The 23,979-nt window shown below is 53.4% G+C and carries 22 protein-coding genes and 1 tRNA gene; 11 read left to right on the forward strand and 12 right to left on the reverse strand.

Features of this window, described 5'->3' with window-relative positions; translation table 11 throughout:
• The first annotated feature begins 33 nt into the window (after nucleotides 1-33).
• The 3 genes from BXP70_RS18180 (at nucleotide 34) to BXP70_RS18190 (ending at nucleotide 2,508) form a co-directional block, all read left to right on the forward strand.
• Complete coding sequence (locus tag BXP70_RS18180) at nucleotides 34-651, forward strand: MarC family protein (protein ID WP_086595542.1); 618 nt, start codon at nucleotides 34-36, stop codon at nucleotides 649-651.
• A 148-nt stretch (nucleotides 652-799) separates the two neighbouring features.
• Nucleotides 800-1,831: a uroporphyrinogen decarboxylase gene (gene hemE / locus BXP70_RS18185; protein WP_086595543.1), complete on the forward strand. Its 1,032-nt coding sequence runs from the start codon at nucleotides 800-802 to the stop codon at nucleotides 1,829-1,831.
• A gap of 83 nt (nucleotides 1,832-1,914) precedes the next feature.
• Nucleotides 1,915-2,508 (forward strand): pentapeptide repeat-containing protein, encoded by a 594-nt coding sequence (locus BXP70_RS18190; protein ID WP_086595544.1) that lies wholly within the window; start codon nucleotides 1,915-1,917, stop codon nucleotides 2,506-2,508.
• 14 nt (nucleotides 2,509-2,522) lie between these two features.
• Here BXP70_RS18190 and BXP70_RS18195 read toward each other — a convergent pair whose 3' ends face one another.
• The 6 genes from BXP70_RS18195 to BXP70_RS18220 all read right to left on the reverse strand — a co-directional run bounded on the left by BXP70_RS18195 (nucleotide 2,523) and on the right by BXP70_RS18220 (nucleotide 9,674).
• Complete coding sequence (locus tag BXP70_RS18195) at nucleotides 2,523-3,539, reverse strand: bifunctional heptose 7-phosphate kinase/heptose 1-phosphate adenyltransferase (protein WP_086595545.1); 1,017 nt, start codon at nucleotides 3,537-3,539, stop codon at nucleotides 2,523-2,525.
• Nucleotides 3,540-3,712: 173 nt separating this feature from the next.
• Complete coding sequence (locus tag BXP70_RS18200; protein ID WP_086595546.1) at nucleotides 3,713-4,936, reverse strand: pyridoxal phosphate-dependent aminotransferase; 1,224 nt, start codon at nucleotides 4,934-4,936, stop codon at nucleotides 3,713-3,715.
• A gap of 64 nt (nucleotides 4,937-5,000) precedes the next feature.
• Nucleotides 5,001-6,965 (reverse strand): glycosyltransferase, encoded by a 1,965-nt coding sequence (locus tag BXP70_RS18205; RefSeq protein WP_086595547.1) that lies wholly within the window; start codon nucleotides 6,963-6,965, stop codon nucleotides 5,001-5,003.
• 156 nt (nucleotides 6,966-7,121) lie between these two features.
• On the reverse strand, nucleotides 7,122-8,501 hold the full coding sequence (locus BXP70_RS18210) for an aspartate kinase (RefSeq protein WP_086595548.1): 1,380 nt from the start codon (nucleotides 8,499-8,501) through the stop codon (nucleotides 7,122-7,124).
• Between the two features lie 177 nt (nucleotides 8,502-8,678).
• On the reverse strand, nucleotides 8,679-9,287 hold the full coding sequence (gene recR, locus BXP70_RS18215; RefSeq protein WP_086595549.1) for a recombination mediator RecR: 609 nt from the start codon (nucleotides 9,285-9,287) through the stop codon (nucleotides 8,679-8,681).
• A 105-nt stretch (nucleotides 9,288-9,392) separates the two neighbouring features.
• Nucleotides 9,393-9,674, reverse strand: a complete 282-nt coding sequence (locus tag BXP70_RS18220; protein ID WP_086595550.1) for an ATP-dependent Clp protease adaptor ClpS — start codon at nucleotides 9,672-9,674, stop codon at nucleotides 9,393-9,395.
• Between the two features lie 205 nt (nucleotides 9,675-9,879).
• Between BXP70_RS18220 and BXP70_RS18225 the strand changes: the two genes are divergently transcribed.
• Together BXP70_RS18225 and BXP70_RS18230 are read left to right on the forward strand one after the other, a co-directional pair.
• Entirely contained in the window at nucleotides 9,880-10,437 is a 558-nt protein-coding gene (locus BXP70_RS18225; protein ID WP_086595551.1) for a hypothetical protein, read from the forward strand.
• A 180-nt stretch (nucleotides 10,438-10,617) separates the two neighbouring features.
• Nucleotides 10,618-11,337 carry a hypothetical protein gene (locus tag BXP70_RS18230; RefSeq protein WP_086595552.1) on the forward strand — a complete coding sequence of 240 codons (720 nt, stop codon included), beginning with the start codon at nucleotides 10,618-10,620 and terminating at the stop codon, nucleotides 11,335-11,337.
• Between the two features lie 88 nt (nucleotides 11,338-11,425).
• On the opposite strand, the gene BXP70_RS18235 is transcribed toward BXP70_RS18230, so the two are convergent.
• The 3 genes from BXP70_RS18235 to BXP70_RS18245 form a co-directional block, all read right to left on the reverse strand.
• Nucleotides 11,426-12,076 (reverse strand): YceI family protein, encoded by a 651-nt coding sequence (locus tag BXP70_RS18235; RefSeq protein ID WP_086595553.1) that lies wholly within the window; start codon nucleotides 12,074-12,076, stop codon nucleotides 11,426-11,428.
• Between the two features lie 33 nt (nucleotides 12,077-12,109).
• A complete protein-coding gene (locus BXP70_RS18240; protein ID WP_086595554.1) occupies nucleotides 12,110-12,559 on the reverse strand; it encodes a MarR family winged helix-turn-helix transcriptional regulator in 450 nt (149 codons plus the stop codon).
• Between the two features lie 210 nt (nucleotides 12,560-12,769).
• Entirely contained in the window at nucleotides 12,770-13,792 is a 1,023-nt protein-coding gene (locus tag BXP70_RS18245; protein ID WP_086595555.1) for an enolase C-terminal domain-like protein, read from the reverse strand.
• A 604-nt stretch (nucleotides 13,793-14,396) separates the two neighbouring features.
• Between BXP70_RS18245 and BXP70_RS18250 the strand changes: the two genes are divergently transcribed.
• From BXP70_RS18250 to BXP70_RS18275, 6 genes are all read left to right on the forward strand, one after another.
• Nucleotides 14,397-15,554 carry a T9SS type A sorting domain-containing protein gene (locus BXP70_RS18250; protein ID WP_086595556.1) on the forward strand — a complete coding sequence of 386 codons (1,158 nt, stop codon included), beginning with the start codon at nucleotides 14,397-14,399 and terminating at the stop codon, nucleotides 15,552-15,554.
• A 167-nt stretch (nucleotides 15,555-15,721) separates the two neighbouring features.
• Nucleotides 15,722-17,140 carry a dicarboxylate/amino acid:cation symporter gene (locus BXP70_RS18255; protein ID WP_086595557.1) on the forward strand — a complete coding sequence of 473 codons (1,419 nt, stop codon included), beginning with the start codon at nucleotides 15,722-15,724 and terminating at the stop codon, nucleotides 17,138-17,140.
• 231 nt (nucleotides 17,141-17,371) lie between these two features.
• Nucleotides 17,372-18,016, forward strand: coding sequence for a hypothetical protein (locus BXP70_RS18260; protein ID WP_143436560.1), 645 nt, complete (start codon nucleotides 17,372-17,374; stop codon nucleotides 18,014-18,016).
• Between the two features lie 155 nt (nucleotides 18,017-18,171).
• A complete protein-coding gene (locus BXP70_RS18265; RefSeq protein WP_086595559.1) occupies nucleotides 18,172-19,077 on the forward strand; it encodes a T9SS type A sorting domain-containing protein in 906 nt (301 codons plus the stop codon).
• A gap of 91 nt (nucleotides 19,078-19,168) precedes the next feature.
• On the forward strand, nucleotides 19,169-19,750 hold the full coding sequence (locus BXP70_RS18270) for a hypothetical protein (RefSeq protein ID WP_143436561.1): 582 nt from the start codon (nucleotides 19,169-19,171) through the stop codon (nucleotides 19,748-19,750).
• A gap of 99 nt (nucleotides 19,751-19,849) precedes the next feature.
• Nucleotides 19,850-22,180, forward strand: a complete 2,331-nt coding sequence (locus tag BXP70_RS18275) for a hypothetical protein (RefSeq protein WP_086595561.1) — start codon at nucleotides 19,850-19,852, stop codon at nucleotides 22,178-22,180.
• Nucleotides 22,181-22,219: 39 nt separating this feature from the next.
• On the opposite strand, the gene BXP70_RS18280 is transcribed toward BXP70_RS18275, so the two are convergent.
• The 3 genes from BXP70_RS18280 to BXP70_RS18290 form a co-directional block, all read right to left on the reverse strand.
• Nucleotides 22,220-22,906, reverse strand: coding sequence for a phosphatase PAP2 family protein (locus BXP70_RS18280; protein ID WP_086595562.1), 687 nt, complete (start codon nucleotides 22,904-22,906; stop codon nucleotides 22,220-22,222).
• 92 nt (nucleotides 22,907-22,998) lie between these two features.
• Nucleotides 22,999-23,080 (reverse strand) — tRNA-Leu (locus BXP70_RS18285).
• Between the two features lie 121 nt (nucleotides 23,081-23,201).
• The gene (locus BXP70_RS18290) at nucleotides 23,202-23,927 is read right to left on the reverse strand and encodes a phosphatase PAP2 family protein (protein WP_086595563.1); all 726 of its coding nucleotides are present in this window, start codon (nucleotides 23,925-23,927) and stop codon (nucleotides 23,202-23,204) included.
• Between the last annotated feature and the right edge of the window lie 52 nt (nucleotides 23,928-23,979).

The raw sequence follows: 23,979 nt of genomic DNA on the forward strand, positions 1-23,979 counted from the left end.
TTGTACCTTTGGGACGTCGTTTGCTCGCGCTCCATGGAAATTCTGCTTGCCACCTTCACCACTTTGTTTTCGGTCGTTAATCCCTTCAGCGCCATGCCCGTCTTCCTGACGCTGACGGAATCGGACTCGCCCGCCGCCCGCCGCCAGACGGGTTTGCGGGCCTGCATATACATGGTGGGCGTATTAGCCGTATCCTTTTTCGCGGGTCAATACGTGCTTAACTTCTTCGGTATCAACATTCATCACTTGCGCATTGCGGGTGGTATTCTGCTGATGCGCTCGGCCTTCGACCTGCTCACCCCTGGTGGCAACCGCGACCGGGTGTCGCCGGCAGCCCTCGAAGAAAGCATGCAGAAAGATGACATCTCCTTTACGCCGTTGGCCATGCCCATGCTCTCGGGGCCGGGCTCTATTGCGGTCTGTATTGGTTTGTTCACCAAGCACCTGACCTATGCCGATATGGGGTTAATTGTATTTGGCTTTGTGCTGGTAGCGCTGGCAAGCTATATCATTCTGATGTCGTCGCTACGGCTCACGCGCTACCTAGGGCGGCCGGGTATGTCGGCGCTAGCTCGGATTATGGGCTTTATTACCCTAGCTATTGGGGTGAATTTTATGGCTACGGCGATTAAGGCGCTGTTTCAGGAGTAACGCTTCACTTCCCGAAGATTCCGCAGAATCCTAGCCTAGCTTCTGCGTACAACTGCGTTTTTCGGCTTCCTTCCACCGTGGGAAGAAGCACCTGCACGAAATAACGCCCGCGCCGCCGTAACTTGCGGCCGATTTCACCACCCCTGTTATGCTCAAAAACGACCTGCTGCTCCGTGCCGCCCGCGGCGAAGAAACCGAACGTACGCCCGTATGGCTCATGCGCCAAGCCGGTCGCATTCTGCCTGAATACCGCGAGCTGCGTGCCCGCCTGAGCGGTTTCAAAGAACTGGTCGAAACGCCGGAGCTAGCGGCGGAGGTTACCATTCAGCCCGTAGATGCGCTGGACGTGGACGCAGCCATCATCTTCTCCGACATCTTGGTGGTACCCGAGGCCATGGGCCTCACCTACGAGATGCTGGAAGCCCGCGGCCCGCTGTTCCCAGAAACTATCAAATCGGCGCGGGACGTGGAAAACCTGCGCGTGGCCGACCCCGAGGAGCACCTAGGGTATGTGCTCGAAGCTATTCGTGTGACCAAAAAGGCGCTCAATGGCCGCGTGCCGCTCATCGGTTTTGCCGGCGCCCCTTGGACGATCTTGGCGTATATGGTGGAGGGCCACGGCTCCAAGACCTTCTCCAAAGCCCGGCGGATGCTGTACGCCGAGCCGGAGCTAGCCCACAAGCTGCTGCGCAAAATCACGGATACGACCATTGCTTACCTGCAAGCCCAAGTAGCAGCCGGCGCCAACCTCGTGCAGGTGTTCGACTCGTGGGCGGGCATCCTGCCGCCACACCAGTACCAGGAGTTTAGCACGCGCTACATTGCCGAAATCTGCCGCGCCATTCCAGATGTGCCCGTCACGGTGTTCGCCAAAGGTGCTTTCTTTGCCGTAGCCGATTTCGCCCAGCTCCCCTGCCGCACCATTGGCCTCGACTGGAACCAAGACCCTAGCTTGGTGCGGCCGCTTGTTGGCGACAAAACCCTGCAAGGTAACCTCGACCCCTGCGCCCTGTACGGCACGCGCGAACAGGTGCGCCAGGCCACCATCGAGATGCTGCGGCAGTTTGGACCACACCGCCACATTGCCAACCTAGGCCACGGCGTGTACCCCGACACCGACGCCGACAACGTGCGCGTCTTTATCGAGACCGTGAAAGAGTACAGCCCGCAGATGCGCTAAATTATTCTGTTTATCCTTCCCCAGCCTAGCTTTGATGGTGCGATGAATGGCTTCGTTCATCGCACTTTTCTTTTTGATTACGCATGAAACGCCGCGCTGCTTCTCGCAAACCCAGTAGCTTTCCGCCCGAAAACGTCTTTGAACGCTGGACGCGTGAGCAGTTGCAGCCTTACCAGGAAGTAGAGCAGTGTCATTTTATCAACTGTGACTTCTCCAACGCTGATCTTTCCAACAAGCGGTTCATTGATTGTCTGTTTGAGCGCTGCAACCTGTCGTTGGTAGCTTTAGCCGGTGCGGGCCTGCAAAACATTGCGTTTCAAGAGTGTAAGCTAGCAGGCGTTCAATTCACCGCCTGCCGGGATATGCTGTTCGAAGTGCACTTCGATGGCTGTCAGCTGTCGTATGCCTCGTTCTATGGCAAGCGTATGCTGAGTACCCGCTTTGTTAACTGCGCCCTGACGGACGTCGATTTCACCAGTGCTGACCTTACCAATTCCGTCTTTCAGGACTGTACGCTGACGGGCGCTATTTTCCACCAGACGCAACTAAGCGGCGCTGACTTTCGCACGGCCACTGGGTTCATCATCGACCCCGATAGTAATCCACTTCAAAAAGCACGGTTTGCGCTTGAAGGGTTGCCGGGGCTGGTCAATAAGTATGGGGTAATCGTTGAGTGACCTAGGTCTACTTGCTAGCCTAGCACTCGCGCCGCTACAGCTTCTTTCAGTAGTCGTTGCTTTTCAATCGGTACCACGCCTACCTGCTCGCACACCAGGCCACCACCTAGGTTGGCCAGTGCCGCAGTGGCAGGTGCCGTGAGCCCCAACGCGATGCACAGGGCCGCAATACTGATTACGGTGTCGCCGGCGCCGGAGACGTCAGAGATACTGCGAATGTGCGCCGGAATGTAGGTGCGCCCTGTCGCATCCGATTCGCTGAATACACCCCGCTCGGAGAGCGTTACTAGCACAATTTCGGGCGTAAGTAGCTCTCGGAGCTGTGTCACGGCTGCCTCAAATTTTGGCCGGTCGGCGTCGGTGTCGTTGAATTCTAGCTTCAGACCTTCGCGTAGCTCTTTCAAGTTAGGCTTGAATAAGGTGCAATGCCGGTAGGCCAGAAAGTTCTTCTTTTTCGGATCAACCACCGTCGGGATGCCACGCTGACGAGCTAGGTCGATGAAGTGCTGAATGCTGTTTTCGTGCAGTACCCCTTTATCGTAATCTTCAAAAATAACGACATCAGCCCGGGCTAGTAGCGCCTCGTAGCGCGCGATAAGCTGCGCGTTTTCCTCCGCGTTCAAATCCGTTTCCACTTCTGAATCGATGCGTAGCAAATGCTGGTCGGAAGCGAGGATACGTTGCTTCACGGTGGTAGGCCGGAAAGCGCTCCGTACAATACCCTCGGCGGAAAGGTGCTTTTCTGCCAACAAATGCAACAACTGGTCGCCGCCGGTATCCTGCCCTACCACGGCGCAAAGCAACGGCGTGGCCCCAAGAGCCTGCACATTCAGCGCCACATTGGCCGCGCCCCCGAGCCGCTGCTCGGTGCGACTCACGCTTACCACCGGCACGGGCGCTTCGGGCGAGAGGCGGCTAGCTTTGCCCCACACGTAAGCGTCTATCATGACGTCGCCCACAATAAGGGCAGTCAAATTGGTGAAAGCGTCGAATAAAGTAGGGAGCGTGGCGGACGGCGTAAGCGCAGGCATTGTGATGTTTTGAAAAGAAAGCGCAAAGGTAAGGCAGAACGGCAAGTAGCGCGAAGCTCCGGCTACGCGCGCAAGCGAAGCAAGTTCCTGCGCGTTTGTTCACCTTGCGCGGCTTTCAGAAACTTGCTCTGTTTGTGCGCGTAGCCGGAGCTTCGCATTACTCGTTCTACTGCTTATTTCAGCTTTTCAAGGCTAGCTTTGATGCGCGTAAACGCTTCCTTCAGCTTTTCATCGGCTGCCGCCGTGCTGAAGCGAATGCAGCTTGGCGCCCCAAACGCTTCACCGTCCACCGATGATACGTGGGCGTCGTTGAGCAGGTACAGTGCTAGGTCGTTGGCGTTAGCAATGGTCGAGCCGTCAGGAGCCGTTTTGCCGAAGTAGCCGCTCACGTCGGGGAAAACGTAGAACGCGCCGTTTGGCTTCGGCATGATGAAGCCGGGAATATCTTTCGCCATTTCCAGCACCAGGTCGCGGCGACGCTTGTAAGCCGTCACCATTTCATCGGCCGAGCTTCGCCCGCCTTTTAGTGCGGCGAGGGCCGCGCGCTGCGCGATGGAGCAAGTACCCGACGTAATCTGGCTTTGCAGCTTGTCACAGGCCGTTGCAATATCTTTGTGCGCAGCTAGGTAGCCCACGCGCCAGCCCGTCATGGCATAGCCCTTTGAGAAACCATTCACGGTAATTACCCGGTCTTTTATTTCGTCGAACTGGGCTAGGCTCACGTGCTCACCCGTGAAGTTGATGTACTCATAAATCTCGTCGGCCAGCACGTGCACGTGCGGGTGGCGAGCCACTACCTCGGCAATAGCGGCAAACTCCTCGCGCGTAAACACGGAGCCTGTTGGGTTGCAGGGCGACGAGTACATGATGAGCTTGGTACGCGGCGTGATGGCTGCGTCTAGCTGCTCGGCCGTTACTTTATACTCATTTTCCAGCGTGCCCACCAGTTCCACTGGATTGCCTTCGGCCAGCTTCACCATCTCCGAGTAGCTCACCCAGTACGGCGCGAAGATGATTACCTCGTCGCCAGGATTTACCATGCTCAGCAGCACGTTCGCCAACGATTGCTTGGCGCCGGTGCTTACCACAATGTTTTCGGGCTTGTAGTCCAGCTGGTTGTCGCGCTTAAACTTCTCAACAATCGCTTGGCGCAGATCGAGGTAGCCAGGCACGGGCGTGTAGAAGGTGAAGCCTTCGTCGAGGGCCTGCTTGGCCGCATCTTTAATGTACTGCGGCGTTTGGAAGTCCGGCTCGCCGAAACTCAGGTTAATAACGTCATGACCCTGGGCCGCTAGCTCGCGCGACTTTTTGGCCATGGCAATGGTTTGCGATTCCTGCATCGTCGTGACACGGTCCGACAAGAAAGAGGAAGCAACGGTAGCAACGGGGTTGGACATGAGACAGTAACGAAATGGAGAATGCGCAAAAGTAAGAATTTAACGCACGTACGTTACGCTAACTTTACTCCTGGCCTAGCCAGCGAAACCGCCGAAACAAAATACTCAAATCGGTGCTAGGCACGTAGTTCCGGGCGTAGAGCAGCTCCAGGCGCCGCCGGGTAGAATCGGTCAGAGGGGCGCCGTGCTCGGCTACGTCGGCCGGCGACAAAATAGCGCGGGCGGTACGCCGGGGCCCTGCCGAATGCCGCAACCCTACCCAGGTGCGCGTACCGGCCAACACTCGCAAACAGTTGCGCAGGAAGCCGGCCTTGCGCTTTTCAAACCAGATAAACAGCGGCGTGCCCAACAAGAAACCTAGGCTGGTGAGCACGTCGAGCAGGCGCTTATTGCGCATTTGCTGGGGCTGGTAAAGGCTCAGCCCAATGTTCAGAGCATAATAGTCGCCGGGCGAATCTTTGGAAGAGCTACCAATAATGTATTCACTATCCTCCGGCAGAATCTTGTAGTCGATGGAAATCTGCTGTGAGAGCCGCACCATCAGGGCAATAAACTGACTGGCGGGCAAATCCTTTCCGCAGAAGATCAACTCATCTAGCTCATAAATACGAATGATTTCCTCCATCTGCCGCAGCTCGCCCAGCGAGTCGTCGTTGGCATCCTCAGGGCTACCGGCGGGGTTTACGTGCCCAATAATGCGCGCTTGCACCCCAGCTGCTTCCAAGAGCTGCCGGACCCGGCGGCTGCCCGTAGCGGTGCCGACTACCGCAATATTCTTGGGGCGTCGTTCATTCAAACTCAGATAGCCATACTGCAAGAAATGCACTGCCAGCCGCCTGCCCACGAGGGCCGCCACGCTCCAAGTACCACCTAGGATAATCAGGGCCTTGGAAAAGCGGTAGGCATCCAGAAAGTTGGAAATGGCCGAAATCAGGATAGTGCCCACAAACACGCCCCACACAATGCGCGATGCGCGCGTGGCTTTATCGTAGGCTCCGCTGAAATAGGCCGTCGTGAGCCACACAACAATGTAAGCCGGCACCGCTGCCACCATAAATGCGGGCGGATACGGCTCAGGGGCGTACTTGTGGTTGACTTCCCAGTACTTCTTTAGAAAGTACATACCACCATAAATCAACCCGGCATCGAGCAGCACCGGGGCCACCCGCGCTAGCAGGCGCTCAGCCATGGCTGCTCCGGCCCGTAGCCAGATAGCTAGGTTGATAAGTAAGGAAAAAGCGCCGGCCCGGCCTGGTGCAAAGTGCTTGCGGGCGAAAATGACCATGGCTTGGTAGAAGATGAACACGTAATTGATGCTCGTCCGCTTCGTGCTTTCGCCCTTGTAGTGAATAATGCGGGTTTCGGGGAAGTAGTAATTCTTCCACCCACCTTGCATCAAGCGATACGACAAATCAATGTCCTCGCCATACATGAAGTAATCCTCATCCAGCAGCCCTACCTTGTCTAGGGCCTTGCGCCGTAGCCACATAAAGGCTCCGCTGAGCACTTCCACCTCGTGCGTCTGATCCTTGTCGAGGTAGCCCAGGTGGTAGCGGCCAAATAGGCGCGACTTCGGAAACAACTTAGCTAGGCCAAATACTTTGTGAAAGGCCACCCAGGGCGTGGGCAGGCCGCGTTTGCTCTCGGGTAGGAACTTACCTTGTCCATCCAGCATCTTCACCCCTAGCCCCCCACCCTCGGGGTGCTGGTCCATAAAGTTGGCGCAGGCTTGCAGAGTGTCTTCCTCTACGACGGTGTCGGGGTTAAGCAACAGAATGTACTCCCCGCAGGCGCGCCGAATAGCTTGGTTATTGGCTTTGGAGAAACCTGGGTTGTCTTTGTTTTCGATCAGAACAACTTCTGGGAAGCGCGTCCGCACCATGGCCACAGAACCGTCCACGGAGTTGTTATCGACCACAAATATCTCAGTTGGCGCACCCCACTTCTCCACCGCTCGCCGGACCGATAACAGGGTCTGCTCCAGAAAATAGCTAACATTGTAATTAACAATAACGATAGAAAGCTTCACGGGACGGAGGACAGGGACGCGTGAGGAAGTCTTACAAGATACGCAAAGGGTGGCCGTCTATAGTCCTCTCAAAAACGAGGTGGGCCCCAACCAAAGCTGCACTACACAATGGTACAACTTCGGCCGGAGCCCACCGCATGTTAGCTTGCTTTTCTTTTAAAAAAACAGCGTTTTGTTCAACGCAATAATAGCGTTGCGAAAATCTCCCCGGGCGACCAGAAATTGAATGTTGACTTTGCGCAGCGCAAAGCCTGCACTCATAATGTTGACGCCGTCGTTGGCTAGGGCCCCCGCTGCTTTGGCCAACAAGCCCGGCTGGTCGATGTTGGAGCCGATAATGCAGACCATGGCTGCTTTCTCGACGGTCACCTTCTCGTACTTGGCCTGCAAGTCCTGCACCAGCTTCTTGTGGCAATCCTTCTCCCAGATTACGACTGAGATGCTGTTGGCACTCGTGGCCTTGAAGCTGTAGCTGATACCTAGGTCGTAGAAGGTCTGCATAATATCGAGGTCGTAGCCGGCCGCGCCTACCATGAGTGGATCGTAGACATCGATTATTACTACCTTCTCCGTGCCGGTAATTACTTCCACGCGCTTCTGAGGCGAAATGTAATCTTCGGTGATAAGCGTACCGGGGTGCTCGGGCTCGAACGTATTCTTGATCCGCAGATTGATCTTATTGATCTCCAGCGGCTTCGAGGCTTTCGGGTGAATAGCCTCCATCCCGACGTCCGCTAGCTGGTCGGCCACGTCGTAGTTGGTGAATCCTACGGGGAAGCAGTTCTCCACCCCAACCATAGTAGGGTCGGCGGTGCACAAGTGGTACTCTTTATGGATAATGGCTTCCTGCGGCTTCACCGCCACCGCTATCTTGCTGAAGGTCACTTCCGAGTAACCGCGGTCGAACTCGCGCATGATACCTTCGGTACCCTTCGCGTAGCCCGTGGCAATGCAAATAGTTTCGGCGAAATTAATCTTCTTGAACGCGTGCCGAATGCGCTGATCGATGGTGTACGACTTATGGTCGTGGAAACCGCTTAGGTCTACCAGCGTGGCGTTGATGCCGCGATTCTGAAGGATGTTCACGGCATTGAAGGCCGAGTGCGTTTCGCCGATAGACGCCAGGATTTCGCGAGCGGCTTGCAAGATATTCTCGCTACTCACGTAGCCCGAAGCGAGAATGTTGGTTAGGCTATTCAGATAAGTCTGCGCGTCCTGAATGCGTTGCTCAATAAAGGCATCGGCAGCGGCTATATCCAGGCCCAGCGACTCGTATTTCTTGTTGAGTGCCTTCAGCTTCACGGCCACTTCCTTGAGTGACTGATGAAACTTCTTATGCTCGGTGATGCGGTGATACACACCTGGTTCACCTGTTTTCTTGTTCTCCAGCAGCCAGTTGGTTACCCCCGCGTACGCCGACACGACGAAAATACGGTTGTAAAGCTCCGCGCCGGTTCGGTTATACAGGATGATGTTGTTCAGCACATCGCCGAACGCACTCATGGAGGTGCCACCGATTTTTTCTACTGTGAGCATTGGCTTATTGCAAAATGAATGGGGCGGCAAAAGTAAGATATCTGACGTTAGCTATTTCAGCTAGCCCCTAGTTTCCGCTTTTGCGCCCTCGTACTAGTTGGCAATAGCCTTGCAAAAAGAAGCCGGTGGCCAGCTCCACACGCTGACCACCGGCTCAAAGAACGAACGGCGCCTAGCTTACCGCACTTGCCGCTGCCGATCTACGATGCTACGACCAAGCGTAATTTCGTCGGCATATTCCAACTCTCCGCCCATCGGAATGCCGCGCGCAATGGTGCTGATGTGCACACCCTCAAAGTCGCGCAACTTGCGCGACAAGTAGAAAGCAGTGGTATCACCCTCCATGGTAGGGCTGATAGCGAGAATAACTTCCTTGATTTCTGAGTCCGGAATGCGGGCTAATAGGGAGTCAATAGTTAGATCCGACGGGCCAACTCCCTCGATGGGCGAAATAACGCCGCCGAGCACGTGGTACACGCCTTGGTACTGCGCCGTATTTTCGATGGCAATGACATCCCGAATATCCGACACCACGCAGACGGTGCTGTGGTCACGCAGCTTGTTGGCACAAATCGAGCACTCTTCAGCGTCGGAGATGCTGTGGCAAGTCTGACAATAGGTAATTTCGAAGCGCATCTTTGCTAGCGCTTCGGCTAGGGAAGCCGTGGTATCCGTCTCGGCCTTGAGTAGGTGCAAGGCCAACCGCAAGGCCGTTTTTTTTCCGATGCCTGGCAGCTTCGACAGCTCCCCAACGGCATTTTCAATCAGCTTGGAAGGAAACTCCATCTAGTTTAATCGTCAAATGGCTGGATAGTTAGTGGTTAAATGACTGATGGTTCTAAAACCTAGGCCCGAACGACCAACCATTTAATCATTTAGCCATTTAACCATCTAAAGTATGTCCGCCGAAATACCCCGGTCGTGGATGGCGGTACACATACCAGCTAGCTCATCGTAGGCGCCGTGCTTCACAGTGCACTGGCCTTTATAATGAATTAGCAGGGTGCACTGCTCCGCCTGCTCGGGCTCGTGGCCGCACACGTCAATAAGCGTTTTGATAACGTGTTCGAAAGTGTTCACGTCGTCATTGTACACGATCAGGTCGCGCACGTCGATAGTTTCTTCGAGTAACAGTACGTCCTCTTCGTAATCGATTTGCGGGTTCGTTTTCATGACGCAAAAGTACGGTATATCAGGCACAAAAGGTAGGTCCGACTAGGTATTGCGGTCATATATAACCCCATTGGCGGCCAAATCGTTTCGTGAAAACAGAGGTAGTTTTCGTCTGTTACGCCAGCCGATGCACTAGCTTGCAAAATCTTTTGCCAGCTCATCTCTCTCTTCGTTTCTCTCCTAGCTAGCTTTCCGCGTTTGTTCTATGCCCGTTCCTTCCAGTGAGTTCAAGAAAGCCCTTAAACATCTCTCCGACAAAGAGAAAGAAGCGTTGCTATTGCGTGCCGTGCGCCGCGACGCCGAGTTGTACGAGACCCTAGCTTTCGAGCTGCTGCCCGAAGTGACGGTGGAGCAGGTATTTGCCGAAACCTCTGACCGCATCCATGAGCTATTCAACGTAGCCGTGACGGGCCGCCTGCTCAACCGTAGCCTCACCAAAGCCCTGAGCAAAGCCACTAAGGAAACTGCCCGCGCCCGTCGCATCACCAAAGATAAGCGCCTAGAAGTTGACCTGAACCTGTATACGTTGCGGCTGATCTTCGATAACTATACCGGCCAATTCGACTCGCCCTACAATGGTTTTTACGTGGGCACCGCCCGCCTGACCACCCGCACCGCGCAGTTGGTCCTGACGAACCTACACGAGGACCTCTGGCTGGAATACAAGCCCGAGCTAGACGATTTTCTCACCCAGCTGCATAACCGCAGCAAGAGTCGTAACCTGCGGTTTGAGCTGCCGCGGGAGCTAGCTATTCCTTTATGACTTCCGATGGTGAACCCACTTCATCAACCTCCAAAAGAAAGCACATAACAAAACAACTAAATATTTATATTTAACTTATTATATAGTAAGTAATTTATAAACAACCAGGCAGTAGGTATGCCCTTTGTGAGGAAACTGTCGGAGCCTATTCCAACTTTATCCTTCCAACTTATCTGCTTTATGCCGAAAAATTTTACCTGCTTCGTGGCCGGTGCAACTCTATTAGCCGCAACAGGCTGTGCTGGTAGCTACCATGCCATTCAGCCCGACCGTATCAGTACTTACCAATCAAACAGCCGCTCCAACGAACCCCTGGAGTTTAGCTACCAATATAGCGCTCTTCAGCAGCACGGTGGCAATAAGAAGTACACTAAGAAAGAGCACAAACGAGGCTACCAAGTAGTAGCGATACGTTTAAAGAACAATACTAGCACTGACCTAGATTTCTCCCGTGACCTGGAGCTCTCCTTTGGGGACCGTCCCATTATGCCGGTTCCGCCCGTACAAGCTGCGCACGATTTAAAGCAGGGCGTGGCCATTTACGCGCTATATACTCTCCTCAATTTCAACGTCGGGGGCACTACCACAACCAATCAGTATACCGGGCAAACGACTACAACCGGCGGCACTTTCTTACCCACCGGGCCATTTATCGCAGCTGGCAACATGATCGGGGCTGGCACAGCTAATGCAAACTTGCGCAGAGAGTTTGTGCGCTACGATATGGCTAATAAGGTTATCCACCCGGGCGAAACGGTTTATGGCATCATTAGCCTGCGCGAGACGAACGTGGCTCCGCTACGTTTATCGTTGCGTAATAACAGCGTTACCATTCAGCCTAATCAAGCGGCACCTAGCTCAATGCCGGCCCAATCTCTGCCAAATGGCGGAGGCTATTAGGTACTTCTAGTAGCACCAGCTAGTCAACAAAAAAGCCCGCTACAACAGCGGGCTTTTTTGTTGACTAGCTGGTGCTAGCTTTACGAGCTTACTTCTTGGCAATTACGTTGAAGCTCAGCGTAAAGTCATCATAGATAGCTTTGTCGCCGATGCCTTCAAAGAACGACTTCGAGCCGTACTTGATATCGTACTTCGTGCGGTTTACAGTAGCAACGCCTGAAGCAGCAGCTACTCCGTTTTTCACGCCAGCTTTCGCGGGGAAAGTCACCGAGTTAGTGATGCCCTTGATGGTCAGGTCGCCGGTGATGTTTACGTTGTTTGCATCGGCAGCAGCCCCTTTAATAGGCGTTACGCTCTTAATTTTGAACGTAGCCGTTGGGTTTTTAGCGGTGCTGAAGAAGTCATCGGAGTTGATGTGGCCCATGAACTTAGCATTGTTCTCGGCATCGGTGATGTCGGTAGCCTTCAGCGTCTTCATGTCAACGGTCACAGTGCCGCCTACAATTTGGTTGCCACGCACCAGGATTTCACCACCCGTGAAATCAGCAGTGCCATTGTGACCGTGCGTTACAGCTTTGCCTTCCCAACCTAGCTTGCTGAGTTGAGGCTGTACTTTATAAGCTGCGTCGGCAGGCTTGGCGGTGCTAGCGGTAGCTTTATTAGCAACAGGGTTGCCAGCGAAAGCCGGAGCGGTAAACAGGCTAGCTACAACCAAAGCGGACAGAGCAATTTTTTTCATGATTGAAAAGGGAAAGAGAAAGACTGAGAGCCGTCAGTCGCGGATTTTATCAAGTAATCTATTGAGTTCGGTAGCTTCTTCCTGACTGAGATTTTGCAAGCCCGTCCGCTCGATAGCCCCTTCTTGGTCAATGCGTTGCAGCAAACCTAGGCCTGCCTCCGTGATACAGATGTCCACGGCCCGCCGGTTATTCGGGCAAACTGTACGCGTCACCAAATGCTTCGCTTCCAGCTTATCGACGATGCGAGAAGCATTACTGGTTTTATCCAGCATGCGCTCAATGAGCAGGTTCACCGTTGCGGGCTTCGGATGCTGCCCCCGCAAAATGCGCAGGATGTTGTACTGCGGGCCGGTAACCCCATACTCCCGAAAGGACGCGGCCTGCCGCAAGCCTAACCAACCAGCGGTGTACATCAGGTTGATGTAGCTTTTCTGGTAGTCGTCTTTGAACACAGGCTGTTTGATTTCGTCTTCGATTTTCATGAGCGGCTGGAAAACATTGCAAATATATGTACATACATTATATGTTGCAACACTATTCGAGAAAAATTTACGATTTGCTATAAGCTCTCTAGCCTTCTGGACGGGCGAGGCTAGCGAAGAGCCAAATTCTTGTATCAAACAAAAAATTCATTTCACCTAGCTATTCTCAATGGCTAGGTGCTATAAGCTAGCGTGATTGCTGGTGAGCACCTAAATCAACGGTGTAAGCGCCGCAGTTAGTAGCCCCTTTTCCTCCTGTACTAAGCCGAACGGTTCATCCTGTACAACCAGGAACCCATCTAGGTCGCACACCTGCGCGAGGCTGCTAACTTGTAGCGCCGACCAGATACCTAGCGTGGTTTCCACCATGCAACCAATCATCGTCTGGAGACCATGCGCTTGGGTTTGGCGCAGCAAATGGATGCCATTCTGGTAGCCACCAGCCTTCATTAGTTTCATATTCACGCCGTGAAACTGCTGAGCTATGTCGGCAAAGTCAGCGGTATCCGTTACCGACTCGTCGGCGAATACCGGATACGGGCTCAGCGGCCGCAAATAACGGTAGTGGTCGGCGCAAGCGGCCGGCAAAGGCTGCTCCAGTAGGCGCACTCGCAAGCCTGGCAGCGTCTTGATCTGCTCCAAAAACTGCAACAAGCTATCAGCGTCGGCCCACGCCTCATTGCCATCAATAATAAGTAGCCGATTTGGTAGCGCGCGGGTTATTTCGCGTAGCAGATCGTAACCACTTTCCTGGTTTACCTTAATCTTTAGCAGCTCAAAACGCCCCATCTGCTGCCCCTGCACAAAAGCAGCTACCACACCGGGCTCCATGATAGGCAGCGTAAATGCCGTTGGTACCGCGGCGGCTGGCACCGCCAGGCCAAGCACGTGCGCTACCGGCTGCCCCGTTTGGCTGGCCAGCAGATGCACATACGCCGATTCAAGCCCAAACCGCAGAGCGTGAGCGGGGGCTTGTGCATCAAGCAGGCTACTTAGCTCAGCCAACGAACCGACCTTATCGAGCCCCTTGGTTAGCAGCTGTTCAAATTCGACCTGCAAACCGGTCGGTGTTTCGCCGTAGCGGATATTTGGGGCTACCTCCCCCCACCCGATAGCACCGCCCGCAGAACTTACGCGCACCAGCAGGTTGGTTTTGGAAGTAGAAGCGCTCCGGGATATTTTCCAAATGTAGCGCAAGGGCAATTCACGCGTTTCGAGCGTCCAGGTGAGCATGGTAGGCCAATGATGATGGGCAGAAAAAAGAAGCAAGTGTTTGCGCCTGCAAATTGGGCATTTATGGCAGATTCAACATGCCCGAGCCTGTGTTAAAGATAACTGAATAGTACAAATAGCATCATTCAGTAATGCAACTCGCCAACGAAAATCTTCCTTTCAGTTCCTAGCTGCTATCTGTCAGCTACTAACGACTAGCAGAGCCTAGCAGGTTACCCTACGTCTTTCCGCTTTTTGAGCAGCTAGGTCGTTACTCAATTACCGGATAACATGCTACATAGCGGCCGGCACCTTTAGCAAATAGGCAATTCCACAAAGTTTTCTTGGCTCATCCGTAGCGCACCTAAGGCGGCGTAAGGTGTGCGGGCCTAGCTTTTTAGCGTACGAGCAAGCTCAACAGGGAATGGTTTTTATTGTTCGAGAAAAATAATTACTGAATTACTCAATGCGTAAATTATTAACATTCAAATAAATAAATATATTACTTATTTTTAACTAGAGAAAATACCATACTATTTACTGTAATCGTCATCTTTTCCAGGCCCACTATCGTATTATCCTTATATGACCTTCCTCTGCCTCTCCCGTCTTTTTTCTCGAGTCCATGAAAGCTTTTTCCACCCGTTCTCTTCTGTTCAAACTCACCGTTTTTATAAGTAGCTGTTCGTTTTTTGCCTTCCGCACCCACCCTGCGCAGGCGCAAGAAACAAACGATGCCGTTGGCCTTCGTGCGGACTATTACAAAGGTTATTTCTACGACGACCTAGTATTCTTTCAGACTCATACACCTGCTATCACCGACCGCATTATTGACAATTTACAATTCGAAGAAGCGGAAAACGACAACTTTACCATTGGTCCCGTAGCAACTTACTATGCGCCCAACAGACCCGATGAGTTTAGTGCTCGCTTTCGGGGTAAACTGTACATCACAACGCCTGGCACGTACACATTCTACCTCGGTTCGGACGATGGCGCTTCCCTGTGGTTCGATAACGACTCGAAACCAGTAGCCAGCAACCTAGGCGACAAAACCAGCTACCGAGAAGTAACGGCTACGAAAGTACTTAGTGCTGGCTTGCATGATGTCGTGGTGTATTATGGAGAGCACGGCGGCAGTCAGGGACTAGTACTAGAATACGCTAATAAGGATAATAACCTAGTGCGACAAGTTGTGCCCAACGGGGTATTTTACCCGGTCGTTGGCGCTTTTACCACACCCGTGTTAACTGATTTTGCCGTAGCCGCGCGCTATCAGTCGGTTACGCTGGACTGGCACACGCAGACTGAGCGCAATAGCCGGCGCTTTGTCGTGGAACGGTCAGTAGACGGAAAAAACTTTCAGGAACTGCTCTATCAAGCTGGTGCTGGCACCAGCGCCGACCCACACGTCTACCAAGCCAAAGACCCCGAAGCGCCCGTCGGCCTAGTTTACTACCGACTCCGGCAAGAACTTGCCAACGACAAGCGTGTGTATTCTCCTATCAAAGCTGTTACCATCGAGCAGGTACCACCAGCTAGCTTTACGGTGTACCCCAACCCGAACGCCGGCAAGTTCTACCTACAGCTCCAGCAATATGTAGCTCAGTCAGCTACGCTAGAGTTACTTGATATGAGCGGCCGGCAACAATTTCAGCAGGAATTGCTAGCTAACAACGGGGAAGCTTACCACGTGACGCCGCAGGTAGCAACCGGCATGTACATCCTACGGGTGAAAACCAGTACTGGTACCTTGACGCAAAAAGTGGTTGTTGCTAAGTAACGCTTGTGCTTCGCAGCGCAGCTGGCCATAGGCTAGGCTCCCTTCGCAGAAAGGCCACTTTGTGGCCTTTTTTCGTTGAGGCGCTTGCCTAGGAAAGAGGCACCTGCTTACAAGCGCAAAAACTTATCTTTGCTGAGTTTCCGCCGATTCACCCCTGACTTTCCTGCATGAAGTTTTCGCGTCTTGTCCCGCTAGTTCTTGTTCTTTTCTTACTGGCTGCGGCCCTCACCGCGCTGACTGCTTACCAAGTAGTTGCGCTGCCGGCAGCTGTTCCCGTTGCAGTGCGGTGGATATTCTTGGCGGCTCTCGCGCTCTACGCTGCGCAGCGCCGTTCGCTCACGTTCTGGATTGTCGTGAGCATGTTTGTGGGGGCCGAACTAGGGCACGATTCCCCGGAGGTAGCCATGAAGCTAAAAGTGCTGAGCGACGTTTTTTTGCGCTTGGTAAAGACCATTATTGCCCCACTCGTGTTTGCTACGCTAGTAGTTGGTATTGCCGGACATGCCAACCTGAAGCAGGTTGGTAAGATGGGGCTTAAGGCGCTGGTTTACTTTGAGATTATCACCACGTTTGCCCTCTTCATCGGCCTAGCTGCTATCAACCTAACGAAGGCTGGCGTCGGGGTTTCGCAGAGCGGCGTAGCAGCCGACGCCGAAAAGCTGCAGCCCGTCGAGCAAACCACGGCCGACATCATCTTGCATATTTTCCCCGAAAATATTGCCAAGTCGATAGCAGAAGGGCAAGTATTACAAGTAGTTATCTTCGCCATCATCTTCGCCATTGGCCTAGCCATGGTGCACGAGCAGCACCGCCGTCCGATGCTCCGCTTCGCCGAGAGCTTATCAGAAGTGATGTTCAAGTTTACGAATGTAGTCATGTTCTTTGCGCCGTTGGGCGTGGGCGGTGCCCTCGCTTACACCGTTGGCAAAATGGGCTTTGCACCGCTACTGAATGCTTTTCAGTTGCTCCTTACGCTCTACGGAGCCCTCATTGCCTTTTTGCTGCTGGTGCTATTGCCGGTGGCCTTGCTCATGCGTATTCCAGTGAAGCGCTTTGTGCAAGCTATTGCCGAGCCGGTTAGTATTGCCTTCGCCACAACTAGCTCAGAAGCAGCATTGCCTCGTGCGATGGAGGCCATGGAGAGCATTGGGGTGCCACGCCGTATTGTGGCCTTTGTGATGCCAACGGGCTACTCGTTCAACCTCGATGGCACTACCCTCTATCTATCGCTGGCCGCGGTTTTTGTCGCGCAGGCCGCCGGGATAGAGCTTTCGTTTGGTCAACAGTTGGTCATGGTGTTCACCCTCATGCTCACCAGCAAAGGTGTAGCTGGGGTGCCCCGCGCCTCGCTAGTTATTCTGTTGGCAACGGTAGCTTCGTTTAACCTACCCTCCTGGCCAGTATTCATCATCCTTGGTATCGATGCTCTCATGGATATGGCTCGTACGGCCGTCAATGTGATTGGCAACTGCTTAGCAACTGCCGTAGTTGCGCGCTGGGAAGGTGAGTTTGTTGATAACTACTATGCCCCCGACGTCACGGCTTTGGCTGAACCCGATAGCGAGCTAGCCCATCAGGCTCATTAGGATTTTACGTTCATAGTAAATTATGTATTTTCCTTAGGCTAGCCTGTAAGCAAAAGAAGCAAAATCATACTGTTTCTTCAAAAAAAGCCTGTCATAGACAGGCTTTTTTTGTTTATTCAAGTATTTATATTAATTATTATATAATTGTATTACCCCAGGAAGAAATAGTGTGACAGTTGTTTATTTTTGTATTCTATTTACGCCCTCCTGACCTATTTGCTGCCTATCTACATGAACTCTCTGCTGCGTTACTCGCTGCTTTGCTTGTCCTGTTTCCCCCTTTTGGTTAGCTGCGTTTCAGTTGATCGGGTGATTTTCAGGCCCCACTCGGCCGCGTTCGAGAATCGCCTGCCCAACCTAGAGCTAGCTATCGACCATAGCACGCTGGACAACACCGACAGCCTGCTAGCAGATGCACCGCAGCAGCTGTTTCAGCACGAAGTAACCCAGAACATTGTCGACCCCACTGACAATATAAAATTCGGCTGTCTGAAGCTTACCATCACTTCCGTAGTGAATGAGCGCAAAGGCAAAGGGTTTCAGGTCTTGCAGATGGCTACGCTCATGGCACCTAGCTTACTTGGAGTACCCCTAGAATATTACCGGAGCAGCGTGCGCGCGCAAGTGCAGGTCATCAATTCGCACGGCAAGGTACTCGGTTGCTACCGGGGCGTTGGCTACTCAACGGTACAAGTCGCGCTCTACCACGGCTATTCGCAAACTAACGCGAGCCGCCTAGCCGACATCGACGCTCTGCGTCACGCGCTTAGCCAGATTCGGCCGCAAATCGAAGGTGTGTCGGATTCGTTGCGAACCAAGCTGCTAGCTGGCGGCCCAATGGGCCCCTTATCGGGCGCTACTGCCCTGGATCGATAATACCAATATAGCTGCACCAGCAGCTAGCTTACTCACGCGAGGCACTGGAGCCGCTCAAAAGATTGAGCGGTTTTTTTGCGTCCTCATTAAACGCTTCACGGCAGTCATGATCTATTGGGAGAAATCGGGTTTAGCAACTTTATCTTTCTCCTATCATGAGAGTCACTTCCTTCAAAGCTTTTCTTCTCTTTCTGCTTGTGCTTCTCTTGACCACGGGCTACCTCGGCGCTTTTGCCCAGGGTCCGGCTCGTGGGGCCGACAAACCAGCCCGCCAAGAGCTCCGGGCCTACTACGCGGAAAACGTGTTGCCCACAGTGCGCCAGCAGCGTCAAAAGCTAGAAGTGCAGCTATCGGCCGAAGATAAAGCCGCACTGACCACCTACCGCGCACAGCTACAAGCCAGCCGCCGCCAGGGCCAAGCTTTGCGCCAAAGTCTACGGCTTACTGCTGCCGGTGGTCAGTCTGGGCCTGCGCGCTTAGAGTTAACGGAAGCCCAACGCCAGCAATTCCAGCAACAGCGGACCGAAATGCGCGCCATTATGCTGAAGGTAGGACAGCTAGCCCAAAAGTACAGCGCCAACATCAAGCAGCTCGCCACAGAGATTGAGCCGCAACGGGAAAAATGGATGGCCGACACCAAGGCTATCGTAGCAAAATACGCTACTACAGAGCAGCAGACAACAGCACGTTTTGCAGGTGGACGCCACAGACGCGGCGGTACGGGCCTAGGTCATTACTTCCGCCCAAGTGTGTTTCTGCTAATGGATCCTAACTCCGCCGAGAAGCTGGGCACTGCGGCTAACAACCTAGGTACCACGGTATTTCCAAACCCAAGTACGGCTACTACCCAGCTAGAGTACGCTGTTTCGAAAGCTGGTCCCGTAACGATAGAATTGCTAGACGGCCGAGGTACTACTTTGCGGACGCTGATCAGCCAACAAAACAAAGAAAAAGGTCCCCAGGTGCTCATCACGAACGTGGATGATCTGCCTAGCGGCACTTACTACTACAAAATCACAACGCGTACCGGCACCGAAACCAAACGCTTCCTAAAGCAATAACTTAGGCCCGAATTACGTACAAAAGCCAGTCCGCGCAGGGCTGGCTTTTTTATTGAAGCTGCTGCGGACGCCTCACGTATCTTTGCGCTCTATGCTACGCACCTTGTTTTCCTGGCTCCTGACCGGCGGAGCTGCCTTTGCTTTAGCCGCTTGTTGCGGCAGTGTTGCCTGCGATAAGCAGGACGATTACGCCGATGCTCTGTTCTTCAAATTCAATTTAGACACAGCTAGCACACAGGGTTTTGCTCGGAAAGACATCGATACGGTGTATCTGAAGCGCTACACCAAACCCACCAATCCGGCAGTTAAAAAAGCCGTCGAAACTATACAGTTTCTCCGCACTCAAAGACAAGACAGCCTGGCTATCGTGCTCAATAACAATACGCCGTTCACAACCGCCAACAACTTGAAACTGGACGGTTATGAGTACGCCCTATTTGTTGTGCACCGTGTGATTGGTTCTAAACCAGATACTGTACGCTACACTATTAACAACATTCAGCTCAAGGGTAGCTATCAAGGTGACGGTTGCTGTACCTACTGGGTAAATCAAAACAAAAGTGCCCAGATTAGCCAGACGAAAACGTACGGTGTTCCGACGAACACGATCACCTTTGAATTCAGACCAAACGGGCAAACCCAGCGACGGGTCTACACGCTGAACCGGTACTAAGGCTAGCTACGTATACAAATACTAGGCAAAGCTAGGTAGGCTTTCGATTATCGCTCTCCCCCTCAACTTATTAGCGCCTTCATCTGTTTTGCCTCCACTATGCTGACCGAACTCACCGCCCGTCCGACTGTTTTGGGGTTTCCCTTCAAATCGACGCTAAGCTTAGAGCCGCTTATTGCCTATTGGAAGTCGCGCGAACAAGACAGTAATCCTGGCATTTCGCTGCTGGCCCATGCCATCGGAGAGCAGGTAGCGGCCCACGATTGGTGCCGTGGCCCGATTACCGATATGAGCGTGCTGGAATGCAACTGCGACCTAGTTGAAACGCTTATGATTGCGCTGTTTCCGCCGGCCGCCCGCGAAACGGATATCAGTGGCGCTATTCCCCCGTTTCAATTTTATAGTTTCTACCAAACGCCGCTCTTTGAGCAAGTGTTGCTCAATGGCAACAGGACCATTAAGCAGCCGCTTAATATTGATGCGCGTACCATGAGCATTCACACCACGCGCATGGTGTATCAGCTCATCCTAGAGAACGTTTACGGCGTAACGCTCCCAACGACGAGCTCCATCATTTTCACCGTGCCCGATTACAACATTGGCTTGTATCGGCATTACAGCGTTACGTTCGATTCGTCGTTCCTGAACGTGCACGTAATCGGCGAGCGGCCGGAGCTGACGGAAGAGCAGATCGACCTGCTCACCCGCAATTTTCACCGCACTGATTTGTGGCAAGAATACTTGCCGGCCGAAAAGTTTGAGCTAGAAGGATTCAACATCCTTCACCTGGTAGATGTCACGGATCAGGAAATCTTGTCGGAGCTGAAGTACGACCTTTTGGAGCGCGACGTACTGCAAGCTTCGGACCGCCTCGAGCAGATTCAGGAAAAGCTGCGCGTACTGTTTGGCCGACCTTTTCTTCAGCTAGGTATTGCTGCCTACGACGAAAAGAAACAGGCATTCGTTGATTTTGGCCGTAAGATCAACCATAGCTTTCTGACCAAGCAGCTCACGAACCAGGATGCTACCAGCGGATTCCGCCTGATCTATAATCAGCTTTGGCAAGACCGCCAGCCGCTGGTACTTGAAGATGTGGCCAAAGCCGACATCCCCGAGGACCTACGTCAGCAGATTATGAGCCTGGGTATTAACTCGGCCATCCTGGCGCTGCTCCCCTACGGCGACGACACGGTGGGCTTGCTGGAGCTAGGTTCCCCTAACGTAGGCGACCTAGACGAATTTTGCCTGGAGAAGGTAACACAGTTTGTGCCGCTGTTTGCCGTGGCGGTGAAGCGCAATGCGGAAGAGTTGCAAACGCGCGTCCAATCTATTATTCGGGAGAAATTTACGGCCATTCACCCGACTATGGAATGGCGCTTCACGGATGCGGCCCTGCACCTGCTAGAGCAGTTTGAGGCTGGCAACAAAAACGCGGAGATGGAAGGCATTGTCTTCCACGATGTGTACCCGTTGCACGGCTCTTCCGACATTCGCAGCAGCAGCACGGCTCGCAACGAAGCCATTCAAGCCGACTTGATTGAGCACCTCACGCTAGCCAATAAAGTCCTTAAGAAAGCTTCAGAATACCAGGAGCTGCCCATCTTGGACGAGCTTAAGTTTTACGTAAACAAGAACTTACGCCGGCTTCGCCAGGGCATCCTGACGGGCGATGAGGTCAGCATCTTCGAGTCGCTGAAGACGGAAGTAGAGCCGCTATTTGACTACTTAGCGGAGAATGCCCCCGATGTGCGCCCAGTCATCGCTGATTATTGGGCTAACATGGACGCCAACCTAGGTATTCTCTACAAACGCCGGAAAGCCTTCGAGCAGAGCGTGATGTTGCTCAACGACACCATCAGCGACTACCTCGACGAGGAGGAAGAAAAAGCGCAGCAAATGTACCCCCACTATTTCCAACGGTTTAAGACCGATGGGGTGGAATATAATATCTACATGGGCGCTTCTTTGGTCGAGAACAAGCCCTTTGACTTGGTTTTCCTCAAGAACCTGCGTTTGTGGCAGTTGCTGGTTACCATTGAGATTACGCGGCGCACCCAGGCGCTGAAACCTAGCTTGCCTGTACCGCTCGACACTACCCAGCTCATCTTGGTACACAGCCAGCCGCTGAGCATCCGCTTCCGACAAGATGAGCGTCAGTTTGACGTGGACGGCGCTTATAACATTCGCTACGAAATCATTAAAAAGCGCATCGACAAGGCCACGGTGCTTGGCACTGGCGAACGGCTCACGCAACCGGGCACCATTGCACTGGTGTATTCCCAGTCCCGGGAGGCCGACGAGTACCTCGAGTACATCGACTATCTCCAAGACCGCGAGCTTCTAGAGCCCGGCGTGGAGGAGTTAGAGCTGGAAGAACTCCAGGGTGTCAAAGGTCTGTTGGCGCTGCGCGTACGTGTAAAGCTTACCTAGCTATGCCTGAGGAGCCAGGAAACCTGTACCTGTACAGTTTCACAGCTCCTCAGGTATCGTTACCTGCTGCTGCTCCCGCCACCATAGGCGCAAGGCAGTACGTAACAGCACCAGCCACACAATGCCCGCAGCAAAGCCAGCGAGCACATCGGTGGCGTAGTGCACGTGCAGGTAGATGCGGCTCAGGCCAACAACAAGCGCCCACCCAAGCAGCAGCGCCGACCAGAAAGGGTGCCGACCATGACGCCACAGCAGCCACGCCGCACAGCCGTACAGCGCCACCCCAATCATGGCGTGGCCGCTTGGGAAGCTCAAGCCGGGCTGGGGAAACAAAGCGGTTTCGGGGCGCGAGCGGTGAAAGTGGCTTTTCAGAAACTGGTTTAGAAGAGTTGAACCTAGCACTGCCAAGAACAACTCTAGTGCTTCACGGCGGCGCTTCAGCCAAGCTAGTAGGCTAGGTAGTACAATGCCCGCGCCCGTCAGAAAGGGTGCCGAGGCAAAAAAAGTAATGCGCCTAACCCAAGCAGTTAAGCTTGGCTCGGCGGCGCGCAGCTCGTCCATCTGCCGAAAGGCGAAGTTATCGAGCGTCGTGGAATGCTCTACGAATACCACGCGGGTTAGGTAGAAGAATAGCCCAAAGGCACCGAGGAACACAACGCCCGCGAGTGCTAACTCGGCCGTCAGCAAGCCTAGCAAGGCCAGAAAACGTTCTGTGAGCTTCTTCATAAGCGAGCGTTATGTACCAGTGATAGCGCAATGGTGGCTAAAACAGAGACAGCCAAAACAAAAAAAGCCGGCCCATCGGGGCCGGCTTTCTGTGCGCTCGGAGAGACTCGAACTCTCACACCTTTCGGAACTGCCGCCTGAAGACAGCGCGTCTACCAATTTCGCCACAAGCGCGGGTGGTGCAAAGAACATCTCTTATGCTAGAGGTGCCTTTTGACGGTGCAAAGATACAGGCAGTAGGCAATGTTTCGCCAAAACCAAGAAAATATTTTCCTAAAAAAAGTTGTTTTCTACGCTATTGAGCCTGTTTTTCAGCTGCTTGCATAGTAGACTTAAACCGTTTTTTGGTCTCTTTTTCAATGCGTTTAAGCAACGGAATTGCTAGCAGAAGCCACACGCCGCCAGCCATAAAGCCGGCCAGCACGTCGGAGGTATAGTGCACGCGCAGGTACACTCGGGTGAGGCCAATGAGTAAAATTAGGAACATCAGCCCTAGGATTAGCAGACGCCGTATCCAGCGTAATGTAGGACTGCGCATATGCGTTTGCACTAAATAAATCAGCAAACCGTAAAAAGACGCCGCAATCATGGCGTGGCCGCTAGGAAAGCTCAGTCCTTCGGCGGCTACTAACGGCATGGCTGGTCGTGGCCGTTGGTAAGCGTTTTTCAGCGTTAGGTTTAGTACGATGCTCCCAATGGCCACCACCGGCACCAGCAGCGTGTACCATCGGTGGCGGCGGCGCAGCAAGAAGTAGCCGATCAGCAGCGAGGCAGCGACGATAATAAAGTTGGCCGAAGCTAAGAACGTCACGCTGCGCACCCAGCCTAACTGGTTGGGGCCTAGCAACGCACGGACCCAGGTTGTTGCTTGCTCATCAAAGGCAGTTACTTGTTGATTAAGCACTTCGCGCCCTAAAAACAGAAAGATGAGAACTCCTAGAATGCCAACCAGCAGGGTGACGGTGAACTCGGCCACAAACAGCGTAAGGCCAGCTAGCAAACGGCGCAAATGATTCGTCATACGTTGCCTAACACAAAAAATACTCCAGGGGTCCCCAAGCGACTGGCTTTCC

The organism is Hymenobacter crusticola (assembly GCF_002154225.1).
Classification (GTDB): domain Bacteria; phylum Bacteroidota; class Bacteroidia; order Cytophagales; family Hymenobacteraceae; genus Hymenobacter; species Hymenobacter crusticola.

What these genes read in the sequence shown, in the direction of transcription:
- BXP70_RS18220 (WP_086595550.1), bottom strand. Translation starts at nt 9,674, where the DNA reads ATGAAAACGAACCCGCAAATCGATTACGAAGAGGACGTACTGTTACTC.
- BXP70_RS18230 (WP_086595552.1), top strand. Translation starts at nt 10,618, where the DNA reads ATGCCGAAAAATTTTACCTGCTTCGTGGCCGGTGCAACTCTATTAGCC.
- BXP70_RS18260 (WP_143436560.1), top strand. Translation starts at nt 17,372, where the DNA reads ATGAACTCTCTGCTGCGTTACTCGCTGCTTTGCTTGTCCTGTTTCCCC.
- BXP70_RS18210 (WP_086595548.1), bottom strand. Translation starts at nt 8,501, where the DNA reads ATGCTCACAGTAGAAAAAATCGGTGGCACCTCCATGAGTGCGTTCGGC.
- BXP70_RS18200 (WP_086595546.1), bottom strand. Translation starts at nt 4,936, where the DNA reads ATGTCCAACCCCGTTGCTACCGTTGCTTCCTCTTTCTTGTCGGACCGT.
- BXP70_RS18190 (WP_086595544.1), top strand. Translation starts at nt 1,915, where the DNA reads ATGAAACGCCGCGCTGCTTCTCGCAAACCCAGTAGCTTTCCGCCCGAA.
- BXP70_RS18245 (WP_086595555.1), bottom strand. Translation starts at nt 13,792, where the DNA reads ATGCTCACCTGGACGCTCGAAACGCGTGAATTGCCCTTGCGCTACATT.
- BXP70_RS18240 (WP_086595554.1), bottom strand. Translation starts at nt 12,559, where the DNA reads ATGAAAATCGAAGACGAAATCAAACAGCCTGTGTTCAAAGACGACTAC.
- BXP70_RS18270 (WP_143436561.1), top strand. Translation starts at nt 19,169, where the DNA reads ATGCTACGCACCTTGTTTTCCTGGCTCCTGACCGGCGGAGCTGCCTTT.
- BXP70_RS18250 (WP_086595556.1), top strand. Translation starts at nt 14,397, where the DNA reads ATGAAAGCTTTTTCCACCCGTTCTCTTCTGTTCAAACTCACCGTTTTT.
- BXP70_RS18275 (WP_086595561.1), top strand. Translation starts at nt 19,850, where the DNA reads ATGCTGACCGAACTCACCGCCCGTCCGACTGTTTTGGGGTTTCCCTTC.
- BXP70_RS18225 (WP_086595551.1), top strand. Translation starts at nt 9,880, where the DNA reads ATGCCCGTTCCTTCCAGTGAGTTCAAGAAAGCCCTTAAACATCTCTCC.
- BXP70_RS18235 (WP_086595553.1), bottom strand. Translation starts at nt 12,076, where the DNA reads ATGAAAAAAATTGCTCTGTCCGCTTTGGTTGTAGCTAGCCTGTTTACC.
- BXP70_RS18255 (WP_086595557.1), top strand. Translation starts at nt 15,722, where the DNA reads ATGAAGTTTTCGCGTCTTGTCCCGCTAGTTCTTGTTCTTTTCTTACTG.
- BXP70_RS18195 (WP_086595545.1), bottom strand. Translation starts at nt 3,539, where the DNA reads ATGCCTGCGCTTACGCCGTCCGCCACGCTCCCTACTTTATTCGACGCT.
- BXP70_RS18265 (WP_086595559.1), top strand. Translation starts at nt 18,172, where the DNA reads ATGAGAGTCACTTCCTTCAAAGCTTTTCTTCTCTTTCTGCTTGTGCTT.
- BXP70_RS18280 (WP_086595562.1), bottom strand. Translation starts at nt 22,906, where the DNA reads ATGAAGAAGCTCACAGAACGTTTTCTGGCCTTGCTAGGCTTGCTGACG.
- BXP70_RS18290 (WP_086595563.1), bottom strand. Translation starts at nt 23,927, where the DNA reads ATGACGAATCATTTGCGCCGTTTGCTAGCTGGCCTTACGCTGTTTGTG.
- BXP70_RS18180 (WP_086595542.1), top strand. Translation starts at nt 34, where the DNA reads ATGGAAATTCTGCTTGCCACCTTCACCACTTTGTTTTCGGTCGTTAAT.
- recR (WP_086595549.1), bottom strand. Translation starts at nt 9,287, where the DNA reads ATGGAGTTTCCTTCCAAGCTGATTGAAAATGCCGTTGGGGAGCTGTCG.
- hemE (WP_086595543.1), top strand. Translation starts at nt 800, where the DNA reads ATGCTCAAAAACGACCTGCTGCTCCGTGCCGCCCGCGGCGAAGAAACC.